We start from the raw sequence: 15,898 nt of genomic DNA on the forward strand, positions 1-15,898 counted from the left end.
CCCCGCGCTAACTAGATTTGAGCTCGGCGAGCTGCTGATCCAACGCCTCACGGGCGTAGGCCAGGCTGGTGCCCGCGGGAAAACCGCGGCGGGCGGCGACCCCCACCACTCGCTTGAGGAATTTATTGTATTCCGCGCGGTCCGCAGGAACGGCCCGAATGCTCGCGGCCTTCTTGTCGATCAGTCCACGCATGATCGCGTCCTGATCCTCCTCGTCGACGAGCTCCACAGCAGCCTCGATGTGTTGCTCGGCGACCCCCTTATCCCGCAGTTCGCGGCGCAGCACAGCGACAGATTTCTTTTGATTCCTGCTTCTTTGCTCGACCCAGAGCCTCGCGAACTCGCCGTCATCGAGTATGCCGTTGCGCTGGCAGCGCTCGACGACTTCCCTGACGAGTTCCGGGGCATAGTCCTGCTTGAGTAGCCGCTCCTCGAGCTCCGCCACCGAGCGCGGGCGATGGTTGATGAGGCTTTGCGCCCGGTTGACCACCGGGGCGAGAGCCTCCTCCTTCTCCCGATCGACGAGCTGGCTACCGCTCCCCTGCGTCCAGGACTCGATTGCCCGCCGCAGCGCGGCAATCTTCTGCTCCCGGCTTTCCGGGGCACCCCCGGCTGTAGCCCAATGGTCGGCTGCGTTGCCTTCAGTCACAGCGGGGCCTAGTTCTCCGGCTCGCCGTCTGGGTCATCGAAGTTGGGAACCACGTCGATGGGCTTATCCTCATCGGCGATGGGCTCGTCCTTCGCCTTGGCGTAGGGGCCAACCTTGAGCTCTTGCATGATGCGATCCTCTAGCTGTTCGGCCAGCTCGGGGTTGGACTTCAGGAACTCGCGGGCCTTTTCCTTGCCCTGGCCGAGCTGTTCACCCTCATAGGTGAACCAGGACCCCGACTTCTTGATAATCCCGGCGTCTACGCCGAGGTCGAGGATCGAGCCCTCCCGAGAGATGCCCTCGCCATAGAGGATGTCGAATTCCGCGATCTTGAAGGGTGGCGAAACCTTGTTCTTCACGATCTTCAACCGGGTGCGGTTACCCACCACGTCCTGGCCGTCCTTCAGTGCCTGGATGCGGCGGATGTCGCAGCGAACGGAGGCGTAGAACTTTAGGGCCTTACCACCGGTGGTGGTCTCCGGAGAGCCGAACATTACGCCGATCTTCTCACGCAGCTGGTTAATAAAGATCGCGGTAGTGCCGGTCTGGTACAGCGCGCTGGTCATCTTGCGCAGCGCCTGGCTCATCAGTCGAGCCTGGAGACCCACGTGAGAATCTCCCATTTCGCCGTCGATCTCCGCCTTGGGGGTCAGCGCCGCCACGGAGTCGATGACCACCACGTCGATGGCGCCAGAACGCACCAGCATGTCCGCAATCTCAAGGGCTTGCTCGCCCGTGTCCGGCTGGGAGACCAGCAGCGCATCCGTGTCCACACCCAGAGCCTTGGCGTACTCCGGGTCCAGCGCGTGCTCGGCGTCGATGAAGGCTGCAATGCCGCCGCCCTTCTGGGCTTCAGCAATGGCGTGCAGCGCGACGGTGGTCTTACCCGAGGATTCCGGCCCGTAAATCTCTACGACACGGCCACGCGGGAAGCCTCCGATACCCAGAGCAACATTGATGGCGATATTGCCCGACGGGATTGCGCTAATGGGTGGGCGATTGTCATCGCCCAGTCGCATGATCGCCCCCTTGCCGAAATCCTTCTCGATCTGGGCCATCGCCAGATCAAGCGCCTTGGAGCGATCCTTCTGTGCCGCCGTGGTGGCCTTCTTCTTTGGTGCCATGACACCCTCCTCGTTTTCGCGTCTGTGTTTTCGTTCTTGTCTTAATCAGTTCAAGCCGACAACGTGGCGTCACCTCGCCGCGCGGACGCGGGGCGAGGGCGAAAGCTATTGTCTTCCGCTTGGGGCTAGTTCTATCACCCGCAGCGGACACCGACCTCGCCCACCGGCGCTCGCTGTGGGCAGTTGTCGTAGCTATCCACAGGAACATGAGGTACTGGCACGTTGTTCGGATTTAGTTATAGGACACCGGGCAGACACGCAGCGCGCCACCCACTACCTCGAACCACACTACACGAACCTTTGTTCGATTTATTCGAACGGCGCGCCGCGATCTTTCGCGGGTTCTCCGCACCCCTTAATCCCCCGTTAAGCAACGCACATGAGCCAACAATCTTCCCCCTCCCGAAGGCTCAGTCATCCTCCCCGAGCATCCGCTCTTCGGGAATGTCGAAGTCGCGGCAGAGCTCCCACCACACATTTCGTGGCTCTTCACCAGCCTCGATCGCCTCCTCGGCGGTCTTCCCCAGCCTGGACAACACGTGGCTTTCCACGATCCAGCCACCGTAGGTGGCGCCAAACTCACCCGCGATAAGCCGGTCAAACTCGGTTCTCCTCATGCTCGGACGCTAGCACAAAAATAGTTGAACAAAATGGGAAGCTTTGTTCAATGACTTGTTAATATGTCCATCGATGAAAACTCTCAATGTTCGCGATCTGGGCGCGATCGTCGCATTCGCCGCCCTGACCATCGCACTAGGCGCAGTAACCATTCCAGTCGGCTTCACCGGTGTGCCGATCGTCCTCCAGAACATGGGCGTGATCCTCACCGCCATGATCCTCGGCTGCCTCCGTGGCGGGCTATCCATCAGCCTGTTCGTCGGCGTCGGCCTCGTGGGCGTGCCGAACCTCGCTGGGTGGAGCCCGACGATTTCCGCGATTTCCGGCCCCAGCATCGGCTACATCGTGGGCTATATCTTCGCAGCCTTCATCGTTGGTGCAATCTCTCAAGCAATCCTCGGCCGCTGCAACCGCACTGATCAACCCGGACAGAGCTGGTCTTCCATCGTCGGGCTGACAATCGCGGGTGTGATCGGTATGGCCGTGATGTACCTTTTCGGTTCCGTCGGGCTGATGTTCCGGCTCGGCCTGGATTTCCCGGGCGCCCTGGTGTCCAACACTCCGTTCATCCTTCCCGACCTGATTAAGTGCGTCGCCGCGGCTGTCATCACCTTCGGTGTCTTCCGCGCGGTACCTCACCTGGTTCCGGCCGCGAACCTGCGCTCCCGCAACTAGATTTCCCTCCCCCATGCCTCTCATCGAGTTCCGCGACCTTACCTTGCGGGGTATCGGCCGCTCCCCCGACGCCCCGCCCATTCTCGATTCGATCAGCCTCCGGCTCTCCGAACACCGCATCGGCATCATCGGCGCCAACGGCTCCGGGAAGTCTTCGCTGGTGCGGTGCATCAACGGGCTCAACATTCCCGACGAGGGCGAAGTCACCGTCGATGGACTCTCCACCGCCAAGCGCGCCGGCGAGATCCGCCGCCAGGTGGGCTTCCTGTTCTCCAACGCGGATAACCAGATCATCATGCCCACCGTTGCTGAGGACGTCGGGTTCTCCCTGCGCGGCAAGAAGCTGAGCCGCCAGGAGAAGCGCGCCGCGGTGGCCGAGATTCTCGACCAGCTTGGGCTGGCGGGCAAGGAAGAGCAGTCGCCCCACACCCTCTCCGGCGGAGAGAAGCAGCTCCTTGCGCTGGCGTCGATCCTCGTGATGAACCCACGTCTCATCATCGCCGATGAGCCGACCACGCTACTCGATCTGCGCAACCGCCAACGTATCGCCCGCACGCTGGCGTCATTGGAGCAGCAGCTGATCGTGGTGTCGCACGACCTGGAGCTCTTCGAAGGCTTCGATCGGGTCATTTGGATCGACGATGGTCGCATTCGGGCCGATAGTGCCGACGAAGATTCCGTCACCACTGTGCTCTCGGATTACCGGACGTGCATGCTGTGAGACTGCCCCGCATCAATACCGCGGCCCCGGTTCTGTACATCCCGACGGGCTCGGTCATTCATAGGCTTCCCGCCGGAGCGAAGCTCACTGGTCTCATTGCTTTTCTCGTGCTCGCCGCCATCTTCGCCAAGACTCTGGTGGCTGGCGCGGGCTGTGTGGTGGCCGCGGTTGTCGCTTACGCTCTGGCGAAGATCCCCTGGCGCACCGCGCTACGCCAGCTCATCCCGATTCTCATCATTCTGCTGGCTTTCGGCGCGCTGACGTGGTGGCGCAGCGGTCTGAACGAAGCCCTGGTGCGTTTCCTAGTGCTGTGGGCCTCGGTCTCCGTAGCCATCCTGTTGACGATGACCACCAAGGTCTCCGACCTCCAGCGCGCCGTGGAACGGGCACTCGCCCCGGCTGCCGCCATCGGCCTGCCGGTGGACAAGATCTCCCTGGCCATCAGCCTGACGATCCACATGATCCCCCTGCAGCTGCGCACCATCAACGAGGTCGTAGAAGCACAACAGGCCCGTGGCGGAAAGTTTTCCGCCCGAGCCTTGGGCATCCCCCTGGTGATCCGCACCCTGCTTCGCGGCCGGGAAGTCGGCGAGGCGCTGCAGGCGCGCGGGGTGGGCGACTAAGCGCCCACGAGGAAGGGTTTAGTTGCCTTCGCGCAGCTGGCGCATGCGCTCGGCAACGGCGTCCGCATTCGGCTGCGCCTGCTGGTCGGCAGACTGTGCAGTGCCAGCCGACCCGGAAGTGCTGGCGTCGATGGACTTCTGAGCCGAACCGCTGATCTGCCCCTGCTCCTTGCGCATCTCCGAGCGGATCTGTTCCAAACGGGAGTGCCCCGCGAGCTGGGTGCTGGCTTGGTTGATGTCCGCCATGCGCCCCTGCACCGAGTTCTGGGCGAGTTCCGCCTGCCCCAGCGCACGTGCGTAGCGGCCCTCGATCTTCTCCCGCACCTGGTCGAGGTTCGGCGAGGAACCGGATACGGCCTGGTTCATCGACTGCAGGGATTCCGCGACCTTCTCCTGCATCTTCGCCTGCTCCAGCTGGCTGAGCAGCTTGGTGCGCTCGGCCACCTTCTGCTGCAGCTGCATGGCGTTGCGCTCAACTGCCTGCTTGGCCTGGTTGGCCTGCTGCAGCGACTGGTCGTGGAGGCCCTTGAGATCCTCTACGGACTGCTCCGCTGTCACCAACTGGGCGGCGAAGGCCTCAGCGGCGTTGTTGTACTCCGCAGCCTTGGCCGCGTCGCCATTGTTCTGTGCATCGTCCGCCAGCTTCAACGCCTGGCGAGTATTGTCCTGGAGCTTCTCCACCTCAGCCAGCTGGCGGTTGAGCTTCATCTCCAGCTGGCGCTGGTTACCGATGACCGCTGCTGCCTGCTGAGACAGCGCCTGGTGCTGGCGCTGAGCTTCCTGGATGGCCTGCTCGATCTGGATCTTCGGATCCGCATTCTCTTCAATCTTGGAGTCGAAGAGAGCCATGAGGTACTTCCACGCCTTAGTGAAGGGATTTGCCATGCGGCCTGCACTCCTTGGGGATAACTATCGACAAAATTTTTGCCCGCCCCGTGGGAGACGAGCCTCATCTGCGCTAATTTTAGCAGCATCCGCGCTGCCAATAGTGCTTAGTTCACGCGCACCATCGACGAAGCCAGCTCTGCCGCTGCCGCGTCAAGGGTCATCATGGACGCCGCTTCGAGGATCGCCGAAGCAACGCTGATTCCCATAGCGTGGCACACGCTCGCGAGCAGCTCGGAGGAAACTTCCTTACGCCCCCGCTCCAGCTCCGAAAGATAACCGGGGCTGACGTTGGCGAGCTTAGCCAGCTCGCGGAGGGTGAATCCTGTCTGCCGACGCGTATCCCGCAGCGTCGCGCCGAGAGCTTCGCGCAGCAGCGGCTCGTCACTGGGTGCCATCGGCATGGAGGCATCCCAGTTCTGCTCCAATACGTGTTCCGCGCTGAAGTCATCCAGCTTGTCCGCCGAGTGGGCTCGCTGAGCGCTCCCGCGGGAAGTCTCTGGACTGCGCGAGGGGGAATCTAGCAGCAAAATATTTTCTACCATCATTACCTCTAACGATCCTGGCGAACTATTTGTTCCCGTCGCCGGCGATCCCGAGGATCATCTCCAGCGCACCATTCACAGCGAGCTGTCGGATCACGGCGCGTGACCGGGTTCCGAGATCCAGGGTACGTACGGTCGTTCCCCCGGCTCCTGCGGGCGCTGACAACCCGATATGCACCTCGCCGACCGAATGGCCGTCCTGCCCATCCGGCCCCGCCACACCGGTCAGCCCGATGCCAATGCTCGCCCCGCAACGCTGCGCCGCACCCTTGGACAGCTGGACCGCCACCGCAGGGTCGACGGGGCCGCGCTTGCGCAGCAACTCCCGGTCCACCCCCGCCAGCGTGGCTTTGAGGTCTGTCGCGTACACCACCAGGCCACCGCGCAGTACAGCTGAGGCCCCCGGAGTATCGGCGATGCATGCGGCGAGCATTCCCGCAGTGAGGGATTCAGCGGTGGCCAGTGTCCAGCCTCGTTCCCGGCAGGTGTCGATCACCTGGGCGGATAGCTCCGCCGCCTGCGCGCGGAGCGCTTCCAGCGAGTTTTTCCCAACCTGCTGCACGATCCTGCCCAGCCCTCTCGACTAGTTCTGTTTCCGGGAGTCCACCATGTACTGCAGTCCAGTCACCACGGTGACCGCGACAGCCACGGCCATGACCCCGTGCCCGATCCAGGCGACGGCACCTGCCAGCGGCATGATGTACAGCGCGACGGCAAGCGTCTGCAGCACGGTTTTGAGCTTCCCACCCTTGGAGGCCGGGACCACCAGCCCGCGCCGGGCGAGAACCAGCCGCCACAGCGTGATGCCGAGTTCGCGGACGACGATGACCGCAGTGACCGTCCACCACAGTTCGCCCAGCAGGTTGAGGCTGATGAAGGCCGCAAGCATCAGCAGCTTGTCGGCGATCGGATCGGCAAGCTTTCCGAAGTCCGTGATCACCTCATACTTGCGCGCGAGGTACCCGTCCAGCTGGTCGGTCACCATCAGCAGCAAGAAGACGACAAGCGCCCACCAACGGTCCGCCCGAGCGGCGGCCTCGTCCGGCCACGCCCCTGTGCCCGCGATCGCCCACAGGAAGATGGGGATCAGCAGGATGCGAATGGTCGTGAGAACGTTCGGCACGTTAAAGCGACGCACAAAACGACCAAATGCGCTCAGCGTATCTGGTTGCGTGTTCCGCTCCACTGTTGTCTCCACGCTGGTAATTCTACCTACCTGCGGGATCTTTACCGAAACCGGCATCGCTTGCATGCGTAGGTGCTGGCTCCTCGGTCACCCCGGCCTGTTTCTGCTGGGCCTTCTTCCCCACCGTGAGGCTCAGCACCGTCGTAATGGCCAGCGTCAACACGATGAAGATCAAGGAGAACTCGACCGACACCTCCGGGACGGAAACGTTGCCGCCACCGTTGATGAACGGCAAGTTATTTTCGTGCAGCGCGTGCAGTACCAGCTTCACGCCGATGAAGGCGAGGATGATGGACAGCCCGTAGGAAAGGTAGACCAGCTTCTCCAGCAGCCCATTCAGCAGGAAGAACAGCTGTCGCAGCCCCATCAGAGCCAGTGCATTGGCGGTGAAGACGATGTAGGGCTCGCTGGTGATGCCGTAGATCGCGGGAATCGAATCCAGCGCGAAGAGCACATCGATGAAGCCGATGGCCAACAGCGCGACGAACAGCGGGGTCACCACGAGGCGCCCCTTGCCGGAAGACTTCTTCTTTCCTTCGACGTCGCCGGTCGCACCGCCCTCCCGAACGAAGAGGCGGTCCGAATGAACCTTGTCCGTCACCGGCACTGCCTTGCGCAGGATCCGGATGATCTTCATGTCGTTGAGGTCGGTCTCCTCGGCGCCGGTGACCTCGTCGTAGGCCAGCTTCGCGGCGGTCCACAGCAGGAAGATGCCGAAGAGATAGAACACATCGGACCAGCGTGCGATCGCAGCCGCGCCAAGCCAGATAAAGATGCCGCGCAGGGCAAGTGCCATAAGGATGCCGGCGAGCAGTACCTTCTGCTGGTACTTCCGCGGAATCTTAAACGTGGTCAGGATCAGCGAGAAGATGAACAGGTTATCGACGCTGAGCGCCTTCTCGGTGATGTAGCCGGCGAAGAACTCCAGCCCGTGTTGGTGAGGATTGCCCGGCTCGCCCCAGGTGAACCACAGGAACACCCCGAAGGCCATCGCCAGGCCGACGTAAAACGCCGACCAGAGTGCGGACTCCTTCAGCGTCGGCTCGTGCGGTGTGCGCACGTGCGTAAGAAAATCGAAAACAAAGAATCCGAGCACCACGACAATCGTGATGATCCAGGTTAAGGCGTTAACTTCCATTGGTTCCTCCGGCCCTTAAAGCGTGTTCAATGACCGGAGGTCTCCCCCGCCAGGCGTCAACGCGACCTGACCGGAGTGGCCGGGTGAGCGCCACGCCGGCAGGGTTGAGGCCTGCTCGCCGCCGCTCCGCCGTGTTGACGACCGACTCCGTGGATTGGGGTACTCCCCTCCATCGGGAGCAATGCTACACCAGCGAGCAGACAAGGTCCGCACCACCCGCCGGGGCGTCCCCGCAGGCGTGCCTTAGAAAGCCCCCGAGGGCGGGCTGGCGGGAATGACGCGCGTCTGAGTGTCGTCGTCGCCGTCGTTACCAGCCGAATCCTCGCCGGACGTCGTCGGCGGTGCCGCGTTCTCGGGGGCCTCCGCACCTTCGTCCTCGTCGAGCACGTCCTTCGGGGCATCCTCTGGGTCGGCGCCCTTGATCATCCAGATGATGGTCTCGAGCTCCTCCGGCTTGACCAGCACCTCACGTGCCTTCGAGCCCTCGGATGGCCCAACGACACCGCGGGTCTCCATCAGATCCATGAGGCGGCCGGCCTTGGCGAAACCGATGCGCAGCTTGCGCTGCAGCATGGACGTCGAACCGAACTGCGACGTCACGACCAGCTCGACTGCCTGGATGAGGTCCTCGAGGTCGTCGCCGATGTCGGCGTCGATGTTCTTTTTTGCCTCGGCGGACTTATCCTCGGTGACTCCCTCCGTGTAGTCCGGCTCAGCCTGCGCCTTAGCTGCCTCGACGACAGCGAAGATCTCCTCGTCGGTGACGAAGGCTCCCTGCATGCGAATGGGCCGCGGAGCACCCTGCGGGATGAACAGCCCGTCGCCCATGCCGATGAGCTTCTCGGCGCCTGCCTGGTCGAGGATCACGCGGGAGTCCGTCAACGAGCTCGTCGCGAAGGCCAGCCGCGACGGCACGTTCGTCTTGATCAGGCCCGTGACGACGTCCACGGACGGGCGTTGGGTCGCCAAAACCAGGTGGATGCCGGCGGCTCGCGCCTTCTGGGTGATGCGGACGATGGCGTCCTCAATCTCGCGCGGGGCGGTCATCATGAGGTCAGCGAGCTCGTCCACCACACAGACGATGTACGGGTACGGACGGTATTCGCGCTCCGAGCCCAACGGGGTGGTGATCTCCCCGGACTTGACCTTGCGGTTGAAGTCCTTGATGTGACGCACGCGGGTGGCCTTCATGTCCATGTACCGCTGCTCCATCTCCTCCACCAGCCAGGTCAGCGCGGCGGCTGCCTTCTTCGGCTGGGTGATAATCGGAGTGATGAGGTGCGGGATGCCCTCGTATGGAGTCAGCTCCACCATCTTCGGGTCGATGAGGATGAGGCGGACATCCTCTGGCGTGGCGCGGGTGAGCAGGGAGACCAGCATCGAGTTCACGAACGCGGACTTACCCGAGCCGGTGGAACCGGCAACCAGCAGGTGTGGCATCTTCTGCAAGGAGTGCCCCACGAAGTCGCCCTCGATGTTCTTGCCCAGGCCGATGAGCATCGGGTCCTGGTTGGCCACGACGTCCGCGGAACCCAGCACGTCGCCGAGGCGAACCATCTCGCGGTCGGAGTTCGGCACCTCGATGCCGACGGCGGATTTACCCGGGATCGGGGTCAGCAGCCGGACGTTATCCGTGGCCACCGCGTAGGCGAGGTTGGACTGCAGATTCGTGATCTTGGAGACCTTCACGCCGGGGCCGAGCTCGATCTCGTAGCGGGTGACCGTCGGGCCTCGCTGGAAACCGGTGACGTGGGCGTCGACGTTGAATTCCTCGAAGACCTCCGTGATCGCGTCGATCATCCGGTCGTTGGCGTCGCTGCGTTCCTTCGCCGGCTCGCCCGGGATCAGCAGTTCGGTGGACGGCAGGACGTAGCTGCTCTCTGCCCCCTGCGGTGCGGCTGGGGACGAGGACGCCTCCGACGCGGTGGCGTCCCCGTTTTCGTTCTGCTCCTCGGTCTTACCCGCAGCCAGTGCGGCAGCGTCGATGCCGGAGCGAGCGACGATAGCCTGGCGCATGGCCTCGCGGGACTGGTTGACAGCCTTGTCTCCTGCCTCGCGCTCTTCGGCGTGGCTGCGCCCGGCAGCGGGCTCGGCCTGCGGAGATTCCTCGCGCGCCGCGGGGATCGCGGAACGCTGTTGGGCACGAGCGGGCTTGCGGCGTGGCGTGCCCTCCTCCGGGCTAGCGGCGACATCGAGCACCGCGGTCTCATCCGTATCGGAGACCAGTGGGAGTGGCTCATCGATATCATCCGGCACAGCTGGCTCGGGCTGCCGTGGCGCGGCGGCGCGCGGCGCCGGGGCACTGCGGCGGCGGGCTCGGCGGGCAGGCTGCGCGGGCTCCTCCTCCACCGGGTAGTTAGCCGCCGGGGATTTCTTACGGCTGCGGGTTGGCAGGAAGTAGTCGTCTTGATCCACGGCCTCATCGAGGCGCTGGTCGATTTCGCCGTACGGATCGTCGTCGTACTCCTCCGAATCCCGGGAGAAGCGTTCACGCAGCGCGTCGAACGTGCCCTCGAGCCCCAGCCAGGAAACGGATCCGGCGAAGAACTCGGCGACCGTGCGGCCGGTGAGCTGCAGGGCACCGTAAATCATGATGAGGAACAGCAGCGGAACGGCAACGTAATTACTGAAGCCCACGGACATCGGCGTGCCGATGAACTGTCCGACGATGCCGCCCGCTCCAGCCTTATCCGCGGTGCTGGTCGGAAGACCAGCGAAGATGTGAATGATCCCCAGCAGGGATCCGGCGACAAGACCCACGCCGAGGCCGCGGCGCAGGTCAGAGCTCTGCGTCGTGCGAACTCCGAACATCAGGATCCAGGCAAGCCCCAGCAGGACGACCGGGACGATGTACGCCCCCACACCGATAGCCCAGGTCAGCGCGTAGGCGATGCCTTTGCCGACCGCGCCAGCAACGTTGAACCACAGGGTGGCGGCGAGAATGATCGCAACACCGCCGCTGACGAGCGCCGGGCCGTCGAAACCGCCGCCGATCTGGCGTGGCCCCTCCTCGTCGAACTCATCGCCGTCGAACTGCGTGTCCTCGACCGGCGCCATCTCCTTCGCCGCCTGCTTCTTGCGTCGGGGACGCCGCGGCTGGGTGCCGTCTTCGTGCTGCTGAGAGGCCAAACCTTCTACTTTCTTCTTTGACGTGCGGGCTTGTGGTCGGTGCGCGGCGAATTCGGCTGCGTCTGAGTCCTCGCTCTCATGCCGGGGGCGCCGGAGCGCGCCACCGATTCCGCTGGCTACCGAGTCCGCGATCGTTTTGATGCTTCCGCCCACGGCACGGTAGGCACTGCCCGTCCTACCAAACTCCATGTCGGAGGCCGAACTACCCGATCGCGCGGTCTTGGCCGTCGACGCACCGGGGTCGACGGAGAGGTCCTCGTCGATCCCCATGCGTGGGGCACGGCGCCTCGCAGCTGGGCGAGAATCCCGCTGACCGGGGCGGGAGGGAGAGCGCCGGGAGCGGTTGCGGGAGGGCGACGTGCCGGGACGGTTTCTGACAGACATGTCCGCCATATTAGTCCCAGTAGTCACATGTTTAACACTTTCAACACGCCTCGCAGTGGGTTTCCTGGCGAGAATCCCGGTTATCCGGGCACAGAGCTCCCCTCCCCCACCGCCCCGCGGGGCGACATAAGGACGGGGACGAAAAAGGAAGACCGGGCCGTGGGTCACCGCGTGTGTCACGGCGAGCCCCGGCCCGGTCAGCCAGTTCAGTCGTTATTGAGCAGGCACGGACGGTGCGTCCTCCAGCTCCTCAACGATCTCGCTAGTCATCGGAACCACGGTCGGAACGATGAGCGGCTTGCGGTTCCACTTATCGGAGACGTGGCGGGCGAGACGACGACGCAGGGTCTGAGCCATGCGGTAAGGGTTATTCTCCCCCTCACCGGCCAGATCCATCATCACGTCGTCGGCGATCTCGCCGAGCTCCTTGAGCAGGTCCTTGGCATCCCCAGAGAAGCCCTTGGCCTGGATGTGCGGGGCCTCCAGCGGACGGCCGGTGCGGTTGTCGATCACCACGGATACGGCGATGAGGCCACCCTCGGCCATCGCGGTGCGGTCCTCGAGGGTATCCGCGTCCACGTCGCCCATGCGGGTGCCGTCGACGTACAGGTTGCCCACGGTGATCTGACCCACGACCTTCGCGTGCCCGTTGTGCAGGTCCACGACCACGCCGTTCTGGGCGAGCGGGACGTTCTTCGGGTCCACGCCGGTGGAGATAGCCAGATCGCGGTTGGCGCGCAGGTGGCGCCACTCGCCGTGCACCGGCATCGCATTGCGCGGGCGCGCTGCGTTGTAGAGGAACAGCAGCTCCCCTGCCAGGCCGTGACCAGAGGTATGGACGTTGGCGTCGCGGCTGGTGACCACCGTCGCGCCGATCTGCGACAGCATGTTGATCACGCCGAACACCGCCTCCTCGTTACCCGGGACGAGGGAGGAGGAGAGAATGATCAGGTCGCCGCTGCGGACGGTGATCTGGCGGTGCTCCCGGCGTGCCATGCGCGACAGCGCGGCCATCGGCTCGCCCTGAGTACCGGTGGTGATGAGAACCACCTTGTGCGGAGCCATGCGGGAGGCCTCGTCCATGGAGACGATGGTGCCGCGCGGGGCGTTCAGGTAGCCCATGCGCTCTGCGATCTCCATGTTGCGGATCATCGAGCGCCCGGTGAAGGCCACCTTCCGGTTCGCCGCGACCGCCGCGTTCACGGCGGACTGAATGCGGGCCACGTTGGAGGCAAAGGACGCCAGAATCACGCGCTGCTTCGCGGCGCGGATCAGTCGGTTCAGCGTCGGGGCGACGTCCGCCTCGGAACCGGAGAATCCCGGGGTTGCGGCGTTGGTCGAGTCGCAGAGCATGAGGTCCACGCCCTCGTCGCCGAACCGGGACAGCGCCGGCAGGTCCGTCGGACGGCCGTCGATCGGGGTCTGATCGAGCTTGATGTCGCCGGTGTGGATCACCAGGCCGGCCGGGGTCTTCAGCGCGATGCCCAGGCAGTCCGGGATGGAGTGGTTGACGTTCCAGAAGCGCAGGTCAAACGGGCCGTAGCTCACGTGCGACTGGTCGTTGACCTCGACGATCTTCGGGCGCTGGCGGTGCTCCTGGGTCTTGGCCTGGATGAGCGCTGCGGTAAAGCGAGAGGCAACAATCGGGATGTCCGCGCGCTGCTTGAGCAGCCACGGGATCGCACCGATGTGGTCCTCGTGACCGTGGGTGATCACGAGAGCCTCGACGCGGTCCCACTTATCGTCCAGGTAGGAGAAGTCCGGGAGGATCAGGTCCACGCCCGGCTCGCCGCTGGATGGGAAGAGCACGCCACAGTCGATCAGCAGCAGGCGACCGTCGTACTCGAAGACGGTCATGTTGCGGCCGATCTCGGAGATACCGCCGAGGGCAACGATGCGCAGCCCACCCTTGGGCAGGGCCGGTGGCTCTGGGAGGCGCTTGGTCAGGTCTGCACCCTGCATGGCCTGCAGCGCACCGCGACGACGGTCGCCACCGCGGCCACGGCGGTTGTTGCCATTGCGGCCGCCGGACTTGGACTTGTTTCCGCCGCGACCGGAGTTGTTCTGGCCACCGCGGTTATCGCCGCCCTGCTTATCGCCGTTGTTGGAGCCCTTGGAACGGCCACGGCCACGGGAGCGGCGGTTGCGGGAACGGCTCCCGCCGTTCCCGCCGTTGTTATCGCCACCGTTGTCGCCGCCGGAGCGCTTGCCGTCCTTGCCGGAGCCCTCGCTGGCGCCGGAGTTCTGGGCTGCCTGCTGGCCGCCGTCGTTGAAGACGGTCGCGGCCTCAGCGTTACTCACGCGGTTCTTGTCGGCGCGTTCGCGCTGCTGCTCAGCGCTCGCGTTCCCCGCATCGGATTGTGCAGCAGTTTCCGCGCTCGGCGGAGCCGCCTTTCGGGTTACCTTGCGTCCCTGAGAACGATTTTCAGTCATATTATCCTTTTAAACCCCTGCGTCCTGCAGGTCTTGTTCCAGCTGATCCAGTTCGGCTGGGTCTACTTCCAAAATTGGTAGGCGCGGTGCACCAACGTCCTTGCCGCGCAGCTTCAGAGCCGCCTTCACCATCGTCACTCCCCCGAGGCGCCCCTGGGCCCGCTCCAGCGGGGCCAGGCTCGCCGCGATCTGCTGAGCGCCCGCCAGGTCGCCCTGGTCGTAGGCCTCACGCAGAGCCCGCAGCTTGTCCGCGGCCAGGTGCCCGATCACGGAGATGAAGCCCGTCGCACCGACCGAAAGGAACGGCAGGTTCAGCGGGTCATCGCCGGAGTACCAGGCCAGGTCCGTGTTCTGCAGCAGCTGCAGCGCCTCCGGAAGCTTGCCCTTGGCATCCTTGACGGCCTGAATATTCTCGTGCTCCGACAGCCGCTGGATGGTGTCCATCTCGATGGGGACGACCGACCGGGACGGAATGTCGTAGAGGCAAATCGGGAGATCGACGCTGTCCGCGACCGCAGTGAAGTGCTGAAACAGCCCCTCCTGGCTCGGTCGGGAGTAGTACGGGGTGACGACGAGCAGCGAATCTGCGCCGGCGTCCTGCGACAGCCGGGAGAGTTCGATGGTGCTCGCGGTGTTGTTCGTGCCAGTGCCAGCGATCAGCGTGACGCTATCGCCGAGTTCAGCGCGAACTGCCTTGAGTAGGTTGATCTTCTCCTCGTTGGTCGTGGTTGGAGATTCTCCGGTCGTACCAGCGAGAACGAGAGAATCGCAGCCTTTATCAACCAGGTGCCCGGCGAGCTCGACGCCCGCCTTCAGGTCGATAGTCCCGTCCTTGTGGAATGGCGTCACCATTGCCACAGAGACCGTTCCGAAGTGTTCAGCACCACGAATTGCTGCATTACCTGTACTCATAGGTGTAAAGATTACCTTTCTTCACCAGGTTTGTGGTTATTTGCCGCTCCCCGTGTCTCGTTTCGGGGAACACGTTTTCCTGTTTCCGACGACTCCAGCACCGCGAACTAGATATCGCTGACGTAGGGACTTGTGGCGATCTGGGTCTTATCCCGCAGCTCGGTGATCGAGAAGTCTTCGAAAACCTCCGGGGCGATCGACTGGAGCTCAACGAGGCACGCAATCGCCACCCGGCGAATCTCCGGATCGGCGTGCTCGGTTGCCCGCATGGCGATGAAGTGTCGCCAGCTGCGGAAGTTACCGGACATGACGAAGCGGGTTTCCGCCGCGTTGGGCAGGACAGCACGTGCCGCCTGTCGGGCCTGTTTGGCGCGCAGCGCGGCATTCACCCTCGCGCTCGCTCCGTCATCGAGATTCTCGTTGAGGCTATCCAGGATTTCGGTATAGGCGCCGTGCGCGACGTCCGCCGCCTGGAGAAAGAGTCTCTCCAGGTCGGGGTTTTCCTGCACGCTGCGTGGCACAACCACCCGCGCCTCGTCATCCGGGACGTAGCGCTGGGAAAGCTGGCTGAAGGAGAACATTCGGTGCCGCATGACCTCGTGGGCACAGGAGCGAGACACGCCACGCAGGTACATCGTGGCGCTGGAGTGCTCCAGCACCGCCAGGTGGCCCACGTCCATGATGTGGCGGAGGTAGGCGGCATTCGTCGCGGTGTGCGGATTGGGCTTATCCCAGGTCTCGTAGCACGCGCGCCCAGCGAATTCGAGGAGAGCGGACGGGCCATCGGTATCCGTTTCCCAGTCGATATCCGGCGGCGCGTGGAATTGGGTGTGCCCGATGAGCTGGACGTCGAGTTCCACCGGTGTTGCCATAGCG

General features: G+C 64.0%; 15 protein-coding genes. 3 read left to right on the plus strand and 12 right to left on the minus strand.

Going from position 1 to position 15,898, the window contains the following annotated elements:
* Positions 1-7: 7 nt before the first annotated feature.
* The 3 genes from recX to QP997_RS01190 all read right to left on the minus strand — a co-directional run bounded on the left by recX (position 8) and on the right by QP997_RS01190 (position 2,390).
* Complete coding sequence (gene recX, locus QP997_RS01180) at positions 8-649, minus strand: recombination regulator RecX (RefSeq protein ID WP_284845950.1); 642 nt, start codon at positions 647-649, stop codon at positions 8-10.
* Between the two features lie 8 nt (positions 650-657).
* Positions 658-1,773: a recombinase RecA gene (gene recA / locus QP997_RS01185; RefSeq protein WP_284845951.1), complete on the minus strand. Its 1,116-nt coding sequence runs from the start codon at positions 1,771-1,773 to the stop codon at positions 658-660.
* Between the two features lie 410 nt (positions 1,774-2,183).
* Entirely contained in the window at positions 2,184-2,390 is a 207-nt protein-coding gene (locus QP997_RS01190) for a DUF3046 domain-containing protein (RefSeq protein WP_070760753.1), read from the minus strand.
* Between the two features lie 43 nt (positions 2,391-2,433).
* Here QP997_RS01190 and QP997_RS01195 point away from each other — a divergent pair, with 43 nt between their 5' ends.
* The 3 genes from QP997_RS01195 to QP997_RS01205 are packed head-to-tail and all read left to right on the plus strand — an operon-like array spanning position 2,434 to position 4,410.
* Positions 2,434-3,066, plus strand: a complete 633-nt coding sequence (locus QP997_RS01195) for a biotin transporter BioY (RefSeq protein WP_070760755.1) — start codon at positions 2,434-2,436, stop codon at positions 3,064-3,066.
* A gap of 13 nt (positions 3,067-3,079) precedes the next feature.
* On the plus strand, positions 3,080-3,787 hold the full coding sequence (locus tag QP997_RS01200; protein ID WP_148811661.1) for an energy-coupling factor ABC transporter ATP-binding protein: 708 nt from the start codon (positions 3,080-3,082) through the stop codon (positions 3,785-3,787).
* On the plus strand, positions 3,784-4,410 hold the full coding sequence (locus QP997_RS01205) for an energy-coupling factor transporter transmembrane component T family protein (protein WP_284845952.1): 627 nt from the start codon (positions 3,784-3,786) through the stop codon (positions 4,408-4,410). The genes QP997_RS01200 and QP997_RS01205 overlap by 4 nt, the downstream gene beginning before the upstream one ends.
* An 18-nt stretch (positions 4,411-4,428) precedes the next feature.
* Here QP997_RS01205 and QP997_RS01210 read toward each other — a convergent pair whose 3' ends face one another.
* The 9 genes from QP997_RS01210 to thyX form a co-directional block, all read right to left on the minus strand.
* Positions 4,429-5,295 (minus strand): PspA/IM30 family protein, encoded by an 867-nt coding sequence (locus QP997_RS01210; RefSeq protein WP_070759028.1) that lies wholly within the window; start codon positions 5,293-5,295, stop codon positions 4,429-4,431.
* 107 nt (positions 5,296-5,402) lie between these two features.
* Positions 5,403-5,699, minus strand: coding sequence for a helix-turn-helix domain-containing protein (locus QP997_RS01215; RefSeq protein ID WP_371260070.1), 297 nt, complete (start codon positions 5,697-5,699; stop codon positions 5,403-5,405).
* A 166-nt stretch (positions 5,700-5,865) separates the two neighbouring features.
* Positions 5,866-6,402 (minus strand): CinA family protein, encoded by a 537-nt coding sequence (locus QP997_RS01220; protein WP_284780295.1) that lies wholly within the window; start codon positions 6,400-6,402, stop codon positions 5,866-5,868.
* Between the two features lie 21 nt (positions 6,403-6,423).
* Complete coding sequence (pgsA, locus tag QP997_RS01225) at positions 6,424-7,038, minus strand: CDP-diacylglycerol--glycerol-3-phosphate 3-phosphatidyltransferase (RefSeq protein ID WP_070759031.1); 615 nt, start codon at positions 7,036-7,038, stop codon at positions 6,424-6,426.
* Between the two features lie 10 nt (positions 7,039-7,048).
* Positions 7,049-8,164, minus strand: coding sequence for a TerC family protein (locus QP997_RS01230; protein ID WP_148811655.1), 1,116 nt, complete (start codon positions 8,162-8,164; stop codon positions 7,049-7,051).
* Between the two features lie 243 nt (positions 8,165-8,407).
* Complete coding sequence (locus QP997_RS01235) at positions 8,408-11,686, minus strand: DNA translocase FtsK (protein WP_284846014.1); 3,279 nt, start codon at positions 11,684-11,686, stop codon at positions 8,408-8,410.
* Between the two features lie 204 nt (positions 11,687-11,890).
* Positions 11,891-14,110, minus strand: coding sequence for a ribonuclease J (locus QP997_RS01240; RefSeq protein WP_284845953.1), 2,220 nt, complete (start codon positions 14,108-14,110; stop codon positions 11,891-11,893).
* Between the two features lie 9 nt (positions 14,111-14,119).
* Positions 14,120-15,022 carry a 4-hydroxy-tetrahydrodipicolinate synthase gene (gene dapA / locus QP997_RS01245; RefSeq protein ID WP_070759035.1) on the minus strand — a complete coding sequence of 301 codons (903 nt, stop codon included), beginning with the start codon at positions 15,020-15,022 and terminating at the stop codon, positions 14,120-14,122.
* Between the two features lie 107 nt (positions 15,023-15,129).
* Positions 15,130-15,894: an FAD-dependent thymidylate synthase gene (gene thyX, locus QP997_RS01250; protein ID WP_070759036.1), complete on the minus strand. Its 765-nt coding sequence runs from the start codon at positions 15,892-15,894 to the stop codon at positions 15,130-15,132.
* Positions 15,895-15,898: the final 4 nt, after the last annotated feature.

The organism is Corynebacterium sp. MSK039, from assembly GCF_030232315.1.
In the GTDB taxonomy this organism is placed as follows: Bacteria; Actinomycetota; Actinomycetes; order Mycobacteriales; family Mycobacteriaceae; genus Corynebacterium.

Coding starts and splice junctions, on each gene's coding strand:
- recA (WP_284845951.1), bottom strand. CDS start 1,773: ATGGCACCAAAGAAGAAGGCCACCACGGCGGCACAGAAGGATCGCTCC.
- QP997_RS01190 (WP_070760753.1), bottom strand. CDS start 2,390: ATGAGGAGAACCGAGTTTGACCGGCTTATCGCGGGTGAGTTTGGCGCC.
- QP997_RS01200 (WP_148811661.1), top strand. CDS start 3,080: ATGCCTCTCATCGAGTTCCGCGACCTTACCTTGCGGGGTATCGGCCGC.
- QP997_RS01210 (WP_070759028.1), bottom strand. CDS start 5,295: ATGGCAAATCCCTTCACTAAGGCGTGGAAGTACCTCATGGCTCTCTTC.
- QP997_RS01215 (WP_371260070.1), bottom strand. CDS start 5,699: ATGCCGATGGCACCCAGTGACGAGCCGCTGCTGCGCGAAGCTCTCGGC.
- QP997_RS01230 (WP_148811655.1), bottom strand. CDS start 8,164: ATGGAAGTTAACGCCTTAACCTGGATCATCACGATTGTCGTGGTGCTC.
- QP997_RS01235 (WP_284846014.1), bottom strand. CDS start 11,686: ATGGCGGACATGTCTGTCAGAAACCGTCCCGGCACGTCGCCCTCCCGC.
- QP997_RS01240 (WP_284845953.1), bottom strand. CDS start 14,110: ATGACTGAAAATCGTTCTCAGGGACGCAAGGTAACCCGAAAGGCGGCT.
- dapA (WP_070759035.1), bottom strand. CDS start 15,022: ATGAGTACAGGTAATGCAGCAATTCGTGGTGCTGAACACTTCGGAACG.
- thyX (WP_070759036.1), bottom strand. CDS start 15,894: ATGGCAACACCGGTGGAACTCGACGTCCAGCTCATCGGGCACACCCAA.